Origin of the sequence: Paenibacillus sp. WLX1005 (assembly GCF_046603685.1) — a bacterium.
Taxonomy (GTDB): Bacteria; Bacillota; Bacilli; order Paenibacillales; family Paenibacillaceae; genus Saccharibacillus.
Genome location: NZ_CP176756.1, coordinates 2,335,828 through 2,347,595 on the forward strand (window position 1 = coordinate 2,335,828; position 11,768 = coordinate 2,347,595).

At 48.1% G+C, this 11,768-nt stretch carries 8 protein-coding genes and 1 pseudogene; 7 read left to right on the forward strand and 2 right to left on the reverse strand.

Annotated elements, in window-relative coordinates; genetic code table 11:
- Positions 1 to 42: 42 nt before the first annotated feature.
- Together ACE3MZ_RS10160 and ACE3MZ_RS10165 are read left to right on the forward strand one after the other, a co-directional pair.
- Complete coding sequence (locus ACE3MZ_RS10160; RefSeq protein ID WP_367057057.1) at positions 43 to 195, forward strand: hypothetical protein; 153 nt, start codon at positions 43 to 45, stop codon at positions 193 to 195.
- 480 nt (positions 196 to 675) lie between these two features.
- Positions 676 to 3,345 carry a cation-translocating P-type ATPase gene (locus ACE3MZ_RS10165; RefSeq protein ID WP_411346316.1) on the forward strand — a complete coding sequence of 890 codons (2,670 nt, stop codon included), beginning with the start codon at positions 676 to 678 and terminating at the stop codon, positions 3,343 to 3,345.
- Positions 3,346 to 3,661: 316 nt separating this feature from the next.
- Here ACE3MZ_RS10165 and ACE3MZ_RS10170 read toward each other — a convergent pair whose 3' ends face one another.
- Positions 3,662 to 4,987 carry a hypothetical protein gene (locus tag ACE3MZ_RS10170; protein ID WP_411346317.1) on the reverse strand — a complete coding sequence of 442 codons (1,326 nt, stop codon included), beginning with the start codon at positions 4,985 to 4,987 and terminating at the stop codon, positions 3,662 to 3,664.
- Between the two features lie 230 nt (positions 4,988 to 5,217).
- Positions 5,218 to 5,391, reverse strand: a complete 174-nt coding sequence (locus ACE3MZ_RS10175; protein ID WP_411346318.1) for a hypothetical protein — start codon at positions 5,389 to 5,391, stop codon at positions 5,218 to 5,220.
- A gap of 178 nt (positions 5,392 to 5,569) precedes the next feature.
- Here ACE3MZ_RS10175 and ACE3MZ_RS10180 point away from each other — a divergent pair.
- The 5 genes and pseudogenes from ACE3MZ_RS10180 to ACE3MZ_RS10200 all read left to right on the forward strand — a co-directional run.
- Positions 5,570 to 5,683, forward strand: a pseudogene (locus tag ACE3MZ_RS10180) (oxidoreductase); the annotation flags it as partial.
- Between the two features lie 335 nt (positions 5,684 to 6,018).
- Positions 6,019 to 8,088 carry a bifunctional aldolase/short-chain dehydrogenase gene (locus tag ACE3MZ_RS10185; protein ID WP_411346319.1) on the forward strand — a complete coding sequence of 690 codons (2,070 nt, stop codon included), beginning with the start codon at positions 6,019 to 6,021 and terminating at the stop codon, positions 8,086 to 8,088.
- Positions 8,089 to 8,240: 152 nt separating this feature from the next.
- The gene (gene rhaI / locus ACE3MZ_RS10190; protein ID WP_411346320.1) at positions 8,241 to 9,461 is read left to right on the forward strand and encodes an L-rhamnose isomerase; all 1,221 of its coding nucleotides are present in this window, start codon (positions 8,241 to 8,243) and stop codon (positions 9,459 to 9,461) included.
- Positions 9,458 to 10,933, forward strand: a complete 1,476-nt coding sequence (locus ACE3MZ_RS10195) for a rhamnulokinase (RefSeq protein WP_411346321.1) — start codon at positions 9,458 to 9,460, stop codon at positions 10,931 to 10,933. The genes rhaI and ACE3MZ_RS10195 overlap by 4 nt, the downstream gene beginning before the upstream one ends.
- Before the next feature lie 21 nt (positions 10,934 to 10,954).
- The gene (locus tag ACE3MZ_RS10200; RefSeq protein ID WP_411346322.1) at positions 10,955 to 11,713 is read left to right on the forward strand and encodes a DeoR/GlpR family DNA-binding transcription regulator; all 759 of its coding nucleotides are present in this window, start codon (positions 10,955 to 10,957) and stop codon (positions 11,711 to 11,713) included.
- Positions 11,714 to 11,768: the final 55 nt, after the last annotated feature.

The window sequence follows — 11,768 nt, forward strand, 5'->3', positions numbered from 1 at the left end:
ATTGTGCTGGATTCATGGTAATGGATAACAGGAGGCGATTGTATGAAAATTATTATTACGCAGGAAGAAGCGGTACAAAAAGGCATCTGGAACGATGTGATGCAAATGTTTGGTGTGGAGAACGAGGACGAAACCTATCCGCAGGAGCAGTTTATTTTGTCCGAGGAACAGGCTCGCAAGGTAAAGCTAATCTGATCTTATAGGCGCATCAAACGCTAGCTATTGCGCAAACACATAGCAAAATTATGAATATGGATGATTCTCCAATACGAATGATTCTGCATTCCTACCACAATGAAGCCAAAAAGTCCGACTTTTGCTAAGCTAGCAAGGTCGGTTTTTTGGCTTTTGTACATGTTATCCTCCACCTGCTGCATTATCAATTCCATCTGCCGCGTTATCAATTCCAAAAGCGATCCGCATCGTATTATAATTATTCACTTTATCTCATACTCATATGTATGCTTCGCAATATACTACAATTATGCATAGTATTGTCACCAAATCTACATCGTATTTAGTGAAACCAATCGTCCATTCAAGGGTAAAGAAATAGTATGGAATGTCGGTTGTTAGCGGATATTTAACTACATACATAACAACTGTATATGACCAGTCATATCCTCTTCATACATCGCACGATCATAGCAAAATTCAGAGACAGGAGTGGTAGGAATGGAATTTTACAAGGTCAGCGCGGAGGAAGCACTGGCGGAAGTGAATAGTAGTGAACAGGGCTTGTCTTCCAGTGAAGCACAGCAGCGTTTGGAAGCGGATGGATATAACGAGTTGAAAGGCAAGGAACGTACACCAACGTGGAAGCTATTTGTGGAAAATGTACGAGATCCGATGGTAATTGTGCTGTTGATTGCTTCCATTGTACAAATTGTGCTTGGTCATGTGGTGGAAGCAGGCATTATTATTTTCGTGTTAATTCTGAATGCGATCATTAGCGTCGTGCAGACGCGTAAGGCGGAAAGCTCCATCGAAGCGTTGCGCCAGATGTCCGCACCGGAAGCGAAGGTGATTCGGGATGGTCACAAGCAATCGTTACCTGCACGCGAGCTGGCAAGAGGAGATATTATTTTGCTGGATGCTGGGGATTATGTGCCGGCGGATGCGCGTTTGCTGGAATCCGGCAGTCTCAAAGTGGACGAAGGTATGCTAACTGGTGAATCGGAAGCGGTGGAAAAGCATATTCGCACGATCGACAGCGAATCACCGATTGGAGATCGCAAAAATATGGTGTTCAGCGGTGCACTGGTCGTCTATGGACGCGGGACTGCTGTCATTACAGGCATTGGGCAACAGACGGAAATTGGTAAAATCGCTGGTCTGATCGAGAGCGCCGAATCGAAGCAAACGCCGCTGCAACGAAAGCTGGAAAGCTTTAGCAAAAAGCTGGGTGTATTCATTTTGCTGCTCTGTATTCTGATCTTTGGTGTAGAGGCGGCTCGCATCTGGTTAGGCAATGAGACGGTCGATACAACAGCAGCTATTCTGGATGCATTAATGTTTGCTGTCGCGGTCGCGGTTGCTGCTATTCCAGAAGCGTTATCATCCATCGTGACGATTGTATTGTCTGTCGGCACGAATAAGATGGCAAAGCAGCATGCTATTATCCGTCGTCTGCCAGCAGTCGAATCACTCGGCTCCACCAGCGTCATCTGTACCGACAAAACAGGTACACTGACTGAGAATAAAATGACGGTCGTCGATTACTTTTTGCCGGACGGAAGTCGTGACGATTTTCCTGATGATCCAGAGCAATGGTCGGTCGGTGAACGCAGACTGGTGCATATCGCGGTGCTGTGTAACGATTCCCATATCGATGAAGAAGGCAAAGAGATGGGTGATCCGACCGAGGTCGCTTTAATCGCCTTTAGTAACGCGAAAAATAAGCATTATGGCGAAATTCGCGATAGCTTTCCACGCGAGGCGGAGCTGCCATTTGACTCCGACCGCAAGCTAATGTCCACCGTGCATATATTGGAAGGGCAGAAGACATTGTTAACGAAAGGCGGACCGGATGTGCTGATTGGGCGCTGTACTATGGTGCTGGTTGGCGAAGAGGTCGTACCACTGGATGATGAGATTCGTGAGCGCTTGGTGGCGGCGAATGAGGACTTTTCCGAACGGGCATTGCGGGTATTGGCGTATGGTTACAAAGAGTTGGAACATGATCACAGCGAGATCGGACTGGACGATGAACATGACCTGATTCTGGTCGGTTTGACCGCAATGATCGATCCGCCGCGTGAAGCAGTGTACGGTTCGATTGAACAATCTCGTCGTGCGGGTATTCGTACGATTATGATCACAGGCGATCATAAGACGACAGCTCAAGCGATTGGGCGCGAGATCGGTCTGATGGATCAGGATGATATTGCATTGACTGGACAGGAATTAGACAAGCTATCTGATCAGGAGCTGGACAATAAGCTGGAGCACATCTCTGTCTATGCCCGTGTTTCCCCGGAAAATAAAATCCGTATCGTACGCGCATGGCAGAAAAAAGGTCAGATTACCGCGATGACTGGCGATGGTGTCAACGATGCTCCTGCACTCAAGCAAGCGGATATCGGTGTAGCGATGGGCAGTGGAACCGATGTTGCCAAAGATTCGGCAGCGATGATACTGACAGACGACAATTTTGTTTCTATCGTTAATGCGGTGAGTGTAGGGCGTACCGTATTCGATAATATCAAAAAGTCGATTGCTTATTTGTTCGCTGGTAATCTGGGAGCGATTATCGCTATTATTTTTGCATTGATCATGGACTGGGTGAATCCATTTACGGCAATCCAGCTTCTATTTATCAATCTGGCAAATGATTCGTTACCAGCAATCTCACTCGGAATGGAAAAAGAAGAGCCGGGAGTAATGGATCGCAAGCCGCGTGATATTGATGAAGGCATCTTCGCTGGTGGTACGATGCGGGCAGTTATTACACGCGGACTGATCATCGGGATCGCGGTCATCGTGTCACAGTATATCGGCTTACAGCATTCGCCAGAGCTGAGTGTAGCGATGGCATTTACAACGCTGATTCTGGCGCGCACCTTGCAAACCTTTGCGGCGCGCTCCAATGTACAGACTGCGATTGGTGCCGGATTGTTCAGCAATAAATATGTCATCGGCTCGGTGCTGTTGTGCTTTGTGCTGTATGGCATGACACTGTTGCCGGGAGTTCGTACATTCTTCGCTATTCCAGATAGCTTTGGCGTGCAGCAGTGGTTGATTGCAACCGCTTTGGCAGTAGGCGCACTCATTGTAATGGAGCTGGAAAAGATCATTCGCCGCGCCACCTCAGGCGGTAGAAAGGCACAACCTCATACGGCTTGATTTGCCAATTTTAGCTACTACGTTCTACAAATAGTAGCAGTACAAAGAATAGGGATGAAAATAGGAAAAGTATAAATACCAAATTAAAAAGTACAAACAGTAAAACGAAAAGAGCGTGCAGGGAGAATGCCAATCCCCTGCGCGCTCTTTTTATTTAACACATAACACTATATTTGAGATGTAAAACTATGTTTGAGATATAAAATTGTATTTGAGATGGAAACCTGTGTTTGAGATATAAAACTATGTTTGCGATGGAAACCTGCATTTCAAATGCAAGACGTCATTTAAGTTGTAAGAGACAACGCCCGCTTCTTTACCAGCGGAGTGGTACACGGTCATTCCACAGTATCCAGCGATACGTTTCCAAAATGGGAGCAGTGCCAATATTGTACTCATGCATACTACCATGATGCAGATCAAGCCAATGTGCCATGCCACTATACGTACCGACAATCAGCCAGCGTTCATCCGGTGAGATGGTCATGCCTGCAATCGTACCGCTCAGATAATGACGCCAGATTTCCACTCCCTGATGATCAATCAGGCGCAAATACCCGTAAGCGTCACCCAGAATATTACCCTGCTCCAAAGCAACCCCGGCATACACACGCATCTCCTCATCGACCAATTGCAATTCATCATACGCACCAATCTCACCACGTTGCACCGCCGCCAAATTCACTCTAGCTGTCGCCCCATTGTAGAAATGGCAAGCGTTATACCAGACCGCAGTACTCTCCACATTGAACAGACTGTAATGCGGATAGCTGGACTGCGGCGCAAATGTATGTCGTTGCTGCGTCGGCATATGCAGTAGCCCATGCTCACTACCCTGATTACCATAAGCGATCCATTGCTCATCTATAGACACAGCACCATGAACCATGGACGACCAAGTGCTATCGTAATCTGCACCATATTCCGTAATCTCTTCTGGTGAGGGGGAGAGGATTGTTATATTTCCCTTTGACAGGACATACACACCATATTCGCTAACAAGCAGCAGCGACTTGCCCTGATCAAACGGAATCAGTTGCAACAAGGAATATACAGCAGACTCAGCTGTTGCTAGTGATTGTATATTTGGCAAAAAGTCAGCAATCGTAGATTGAATACTTTGCCATTCGTAATAAGCGACTTCTATACCTTTTAATTCAAGATCAGGATGCATAATGATAGAGATGCCTTTTTCATCCGCGAGCGCGACATAGGCACCGTCCGGGGAGAATCCAGCACGACGTACATCCTTTACCAGAATGATCTCATCCTCTGTAGCCAGACAGATTCGGCTTATAGAAGCACCAATACCAGTTTGTAATAGCACACGTGTACCCGCAAAGCCAAGTGGAAATACTGGCTGCAACGTAGTAGACGCTGCTTCTTCACTGAAAAGGGCAAGTAGTGGAGAAGAAGCAGGCGGCAGTAAGGTATGCAATTGCTCGATCTCTCCTGCGGCATTCGCTGCTTCAATCATATGCATCACTTCAGGTGCTAATCTATATCGTTCATCTTGCGGTTCTTCCTGCTGAGCTGTCCAATCGGTTTCAACGCCAATACGTACAAATTCATTAATGTCTTGCGCATACTGCTTGCTTTGTTCTCGCCACTTTGCAGCGACGACTTCATGTAGCCATTCCATCTATGTACCTCCTGCGTATTGATATCGCTATTGTAACAGAAGGGAAAAGAGGAACTCAAAAATAGTGGCGAAACAGATCGTTTGAGCCAAAATGGATAGATAGCAATCGCGTTCTAAAATCCAATAACCCAAAAGATCGCATCATAAAAAAGGCAGTACAGATCGTTATGATCCATACTGCCTGCTGTATACATTGATCTGGATTCCTGTAGCGATCTGATTACGCCAGATTACTTATCGGAATCTTTTTTGTCTTTGTTGTCATCGTCGCCCGAGGCAATTGGAGATGGTTTGGATACCCAATCATCTGCTTGGGTTTCAGGATTGGCACCCTGTTCCTTTTTGTGTTTCTCCATTAGTGTATCTTCCGAATTCGGATTTTCCATATTGTTGTCTTGTGTCATGATGCTCTCCTCCTCGTGAATACTTCACTTTATTTTGTTCAGTAATGCTCTGTTCTTAATTACCCGATTGCAGAAAAGGGAAACATATATATGTCAAAGTCGTCTTATTCCATAACGTGCAGAAACGAGCAGAGAAATATACATGTACATACGAAATATGTAAGAGGAGATATTTAGCATGAAAAATATGATCCTGTTGTTGACTCGCCTGATGTTGAGCATTGTGTTTTTATGTTATATGTCACAGAAGTTGTTTGGATGGTTTGGCGTTTACAGCATCAAAGGTATTGGAAATACGGTCATATGGCATATCAAATGATCGTGTTTCTTTTTGTATAAAAGTCAGAATATCTTGCACATTACTTTACTTATTACCGATTAAGCGTTACCAATTTTAAATATATTTTTGTTTATTTCCGATTTATATATTTTCAAATAAAAACAGAAGTGATATACTGCAAACAAAGGAACCGCTATTTGGCATGATATTCCAGACCAGCGGTAGCATAGTAGGCAATACAATCAACAATATCTGTAATGCAATCAACTGTGCATCGAGCGGTAGCAATGAACAGGAAGGTACCTATTCGTGCTGCCACAACGACACAGAACAATGGAGGATAACGTATGATACCGAATCAATGGAATGCACAGCAGGCAAATAGTATACAAGAAGGTGTGGACAAGCTTGTATACCGATCCAATCTGATTGGCTCTGATCGCCGGGTATGTAACTGGGGCGGCGGTAATACGTCTAGCAAAGGGACAGTACAGGATTTTCGCGGTCGTGATGTAGAAGTGATGTATGTAAAGGGTAGTGGCTCCGATCTGGCGTCAATGAAGGCGCAGCATTTTACCGGATTGCGTCTCGATGATATTGTTCCGTTGTTTGAACGGGAGGAGATGCCGGACGAGGAGATGGTCGCTTATCTGGGCAATTGCATGATCGATGCCAAAGCGCCGCGTCCATCAATTGAGACGCTGCTGCATGCGTTTCTGCCGTTCAAGCATGTCGATCATACGCATCCTGATGCGATCATTAGTCTCTGCTGTGCAGATAATGGCAAAGAGCTGGCGCGTGAAATTTTTGGAGATACGTTTGTCTGGGTGCCGTATATTCGTCCGGGCTTTACGTTATCGAAAATGATCGCTCAAGGCGTACTGGATCATCCTAACCCGCAACTAGTACTGATGGAAAAGCATGGTCTGGTTACATGGGGCGAAACGCAGGAAGAATGTTACAATACAACCATCGAGATCATTAATCGCGCTGCACAGTATATCGAAGACAAAGCGAAGCAAAAGCCTTTATTTGGCGGCGAGAAATTGCAAGCGTTCTCATCGGAACAGCGCAAGCATCTGGTATCCAGTATTATGCCTGCGGTGCGTGGTGCGGTTAGCGATAGCAAGAAGATGATTTTGACATTTGACGATGGTGACGATGTGTTGGCATTTGTGAATGGTACAGATTCGGCTGCCTTATCGCAGGTCGGTGCGGCTTGTCCCGATCATCTCGTACATACGAAGATGAAGCCGCTATTCATCGATATTGCGCCAGATGCAGATGATGTGGATGGGTTGAAGCAGGCAGTTATTGAGGGCATTCATCAATACAAAGAAGAGTACCGTGCGTACTTTGAGCGCAATCATCAGGAAGGCGATGTGATGTTTGAGCCAGCACCGCGTGTCATCCTGATTCCGGGCGTCGGTATGATCAACACTGGCAAAAGTCATGCCATGTCGCTCGTTAGCGGTGCACTGTATCATCGGGCGATTGCTGTCATGGGTGATGCGACCGCATTGGGCGAGTTCGTGTCGCTAAGCGAATCGGAATCGTACAACGTCGAATACTGGCCGCTGGAATTGTATAAATTGTCGCTCGCTCCTGCCGAAGCAGAATTTTCCCGGCAGATCGCACTTATTACAGGCGGCGCAGGCGGAATCGGCAGTGCAACCGCACGTCGCCTTGTGAGCGAAGGCGCACACGTTGTGCTAGCAGATCTGAATCTGGAAGGCGCGCAAAAGATAGCCGACGAGCTGAACGAAGCCTTCGGTCCTAACCGCGCACTGGCGGTGAAGATGGATGTGACGAATGAGCAACTGGTATCGCAAGCATTTGCCGACACGGCACTTGCATATGGGGGTGTCGATGTTCTCGTCAACAACGCTGGTCTGGCAACATCTAGTCCGTTTGACGAAACGTCGCTCAAGGAATGGGAACTCAATATGAATGTGCTCGGAACCGGCTACTTCCTCGTAGCGCGTGAAGCTTTTAAAATCATGAAGCAGCAAGAGCTGGGCGGTAGTATGGTCTTCATCGGCTCCAAAAACTCCGTCTACGCTGGCAAAAATGTAACAGCATACAGTTCAGCCAAAGCGCTGGAAGCACATCTGGCACGTTGTATTGCAGCCGAAGGTGGCGAGCTGGGTATTCGCGTCAATACGATTTTGCCGGATGCGATTCTGCAAGGATCAGCGATCTGGAATTCGAACTGGCGCAACGAACGTGCCGCTGCATACGGCATTGAGCCGGATCAGCTGGAAGAGCATTATCGCAAGCGGACGACGCTACTGGTTAACATTTACCCGGATGATATCGCCGAAGGAGTGGCTTATTTTGCTTCATCCAGAGCAGCGAAGACGACCGGCTGTATGCTAACGATTGATGGCGGCGTTCCGGCAGCCTTTACTAGATAAAAGAACCGCTTAGGATCATAGTTATCATTTGATCGATTATTTTGATCGATTATGATGTATTACCAATCTATTGCGATCTGGAAATCATATATGCGAATGTTGTTGTACAAGTTTCACCTAACTTCACCCAACCCAATCAAGGAGGCATTATTATGTCCGACAAAGCGTATGCCTTATTCGAAGAACAACAGCAAGCCCGCGGCATTGACCTGAATACTGTCAAATCCCGCTTACAAGCATTGCAGATCGAGACTCCATCTTGGGGCTACGGCGATTCCGGTACCCGGTTCAAAGTGTTCCAAAAAGAAGGCGTGCCGCGCAATCCGTTTGAAAAGTTAGAAGATGCGGCGCAGGTGCACAAAGTGACCGGGCTTTGCTCCTCGGTAGCGATCCACATTCCATGGGACAAAGTGGACGATTACGGCAAGCTGCGCAGTCATGCCGAAAGTCTGAATTTGAAAATCGGTGCGATCAACCCGAATCTGTTTCAGGAAGAAGATTATATGCTGGGCAGTGTAACGAACGCCGATCCAGCAATTCGCCGCAAAGCGACCAACCATCTGCTAGAATGCGTCGATATTGCCCGTGAAACGGGGTCACGCGATATTAGTCTCTGGTTTGCTGATGGTACGAACTATCCGGGGCAGGGCAGTATTCGCCAGCGCAAGCATTGGATGCTAGAATCACTGGCGGAAATGTACAAATCGTTGTCGCCGGGGATGCGGATGCTGATCGAGTATAAGGCGTTCGAGCCTGCCTTTTATCATACGGATATTGCTGATTGGGGCATGGCGTACAATTATGCGCTCAAGCTCGGCGAACAAGCACAAGTGCTGGTCGATACAGGACATCATCTGCCGGGGGCGAATGTGGAGCATATCGTATCGTATTTGATTGATGAAGGACGTTTGGGCGGATTCCATTTTAATAGTTATAAATATGCTGATGATGATCTGATTGTCGGGACGATCAATCCGTATGAGCTGTTCCTGATCTTCTATCAGATTCTGGATGCGGCGGATAGTGGAGAGCAACGTCTGGTAGAGGCGGTCAACAATATTGCGTATATGATCGATCAATCGCACAACATCGAGCAGAAGATTCCAGCGATGATTCGCTCGGTACTCAATGTGCAGACGCAATATGCGAAGGCACTGCTGGTCGATCATCGTGAGGTGGCAAAAGCGCAGGCGCGCGGCGATGTACTTGGAGCGGAGGATGCGGTTCGTCGTGCATTTGAATTTGATGTGACACCACTGCTTCATGCTGTACGCGAGGAGCAAGGATTGCCTGCGGAACCGATGAGAGCGTATTTGGACAATCAATATGGCAGCAGTATTCTCGCACGCGGCAAAGGCGGTGCAAGCTGGTGACGATTCTTGCTTATGATCTGGGGGCAGGCAGCGGCAGAGCGATCGTCGGCAGACTGAACGATAACCGGATCGTGACGCAGGAGATTCATCGGTTTAGCAATGATCCGGTTAAAGTGGGCGACCATCTGTACTGGGATATTTTGCGGCTGTATCACGAAATTCAGCAGGGGCTGATCATTGCCAAGCAGGAGCAGATGCTGCCGGACAGCATTGGTATTGATTCGTGGGCAGTTGATTTTGGATTGATCGGTAGACAGGGCGAATTGCTTGCCAATCCGTATCATTATCGGGACTGGCATATGCACGGCTCGATGGAACGATTACAAGAGGAATTGACGGCAGCACGTATATTCGAAGCGACAGGCATTCAATTTCTCAGCTTTAATACGATCTATCAGCTAGAGTCGATGGGACGGGCAGAATCGCCGCTGCTCAAGGAAGCGCAGCGTTTTCTAATGATTCCCGATCTGCTGCGGTACTTTCTGACGGGTGAGATGATCAATGAATTTACGAATGCGACGACGACACAGCTGTACAATGCTAGACAACAGGAGTGGGATCGTAAGCTATTATCGCATATTGGATTATCGCCCTCGCTATTCGGCAAGCCGGTGCAGCCGGGAGCGGCAGCTGGACATTTGCGTTCGTCGCTGCGGGTCGATCTGGGCTTGCCGGATATCCCGGTGACGGCGGTTGCGGAGCATGATACAGCCTCTGCTGTTGTGGCGGTACCAGCATTGTCGGATTCGTTTGCCTACTTGAGCTGTGGTACATGGTCGCTGATGGGAACGGAAGTGAAGGAGCCAGTGATCAACGAGCAGGCACTGGAGCTGAACTTCACCAATGAAGGCGGAGCGTACGGTACATTCCGATTGCTGAAAAATATTATGGGGCTGTGGATCTTTCAGGAGTTCAAGCGTGAAAGCGAGCGCGGTGGACACCATGTATCGTATGCTGATTGGATCAACGATACGGAAGCGGCTCCGGCATTTGCCGCTTTTATTGATCCAGATGACCAGCTGTTTTTGCATGCCGGGGATATGCGTTCTCGTGTGCGTCAATATTGTCGTCAGACCGGGCAACAGCCGCCGGATGGATATGGTGAGGTAGCGCGCTGCATTTTCGAAAGTCTTGTTTTAAAATATCGTTATGTACTAGAGCTGACCGAGCAGCTGTCAGGCAAGACATTCGACGGTCTGCATATGGTCGGCGGCGGCATTCAAAACCGCTTGCTCTGTCAATGGACAGCGAATGCAATTCGTCGCCCAGTCTGGGCAGGTCCGGCAGAGGGAAGCGCGATTGGCAATTTGGCGGTACAATGGATAGCACAGGGGACATTCCGCGATATCCGCGAAGCAAGAGCCGTCATCCGTGATTCTTTTCCAGTGGAGATCTATGAACCGCAGGAACAGGACGCATGGGAGGACGCTTATGGACGCTTCCGCCGATTGACCGCAGTGCCCGTACAATAACGATGCGGAGTTGAGGACTTGATGTTAGTAGCGGAACGGTATGACATGATTATCAAACTGGTCAATGAAAAAGGCAGCATGCGCGTCACCGAATTGAGTGAGCGTTGTCAAGTAACCGAGGAGACGATTCGGCGTGATCTGGATCGACTGGAGCGTCAGGGAATGCTGAAGCGGTCACACGGCGGCGCGGTCAGCGTTAAGGATGAACAACCGGAGACGCCCTTTTCCGAACGGGAGATTATGCATGCCGATGAGAAGCGGCGGATTGCCGAGCAAGCGGTCAAGCTGATTCAGCCGAATGACCGCATACTGCTTGATGCGAGTACGACAGCGTGGTATATGGCGGCAAGTCTACCAGACATTCCGCTGACTGTACTGACCAATTCGATCCGGGTAGCGACCCAGCTTAGCAACCGTGAGAAGATTCAAGTGATCTCTACTGGTGGACAGCTGGTACAGCGCTCGCTGTCCTTTGTCGGTCCACTGGCAGAGCGTTCGCTGGATACGTATTATGTTAACAAGTTGTTCTTGTCCTGTCAGGGCGTGCATCTGGAACGCGGGGTGAGCGAATCCAACGAATTGCAAGGACGCGTGAAGCAGAAAATGGTCGGCATGGCGGATCAGGTCATTTTGCTGGCAGATGCGAGTAAATTCGGTGTACAGGCATTTGCCCATGTGATGAATCTGAATGAGGTGGATGAGCTGATCACCGACAATCGCTTGCCAGGTGAGACGGTACGACAGTTGGAAGAACACGATATTCGTGTGACGCTCGTCTGAAGATGCTTGATTGTGAGCAAATAGTTCAAGGCGTTGTGGAAGATTATAGGTTAAA

Excerpts from the sequence above, each read along its gene's own strand:
- ACE3MZ_RS10160 (WP_367057057.1), top strand. The coding sequence starts at position 43 with ATGAAAATTATTATTACGCAGGAAGAAGCGGTACAAAAAGGCATCTGG.
- ACE3MZ_RS10165 (WP_411346316.1), top strand. The coding sequence starts at position 676 with ATGGAATTTTACAAGGTCAGCGCGGAGGAAGCACTGGCGGAAGTGAAT.
- ACE3MZ_RS10170 (WP_411346317.1), bottom strand. The coding sequence starts at position 4,987 with ATGGAATGGCTACATGAAGTCGTCGCTGCAAAGTGGCGAGAACAAAGC.
- ACE3MZ_RS10175 (WP_411346318.1), bottom strand. The coding sequence starts at position 5,391 with ATGACACAAGACAACAATATGGAAAATCCGAATTCGGAAGATACACTA.
- ACE3MZ_RS10185 (WP_411346319.1), top strand. The coding sequence starts at position 6,019 with ATGATACCGAATCAATGGAATGCACAGCAGGCAAATAGTATACAAGAA.
- rhaI (WP_411346320.1), top strand. The coding sequence starts at position 8,241 with ATGTCCGACAAAGCGTATGCCTTATTCGAAGAACAACAGCAAGCCCGC.
- ACE3MZ_RS10200 (WP_411346322.1), top strand. The coding sequence starts at position 10,955 with ATGTTAGTAGCGGAACGGTATGACATGATTATCAAACTGGTCAATGAA.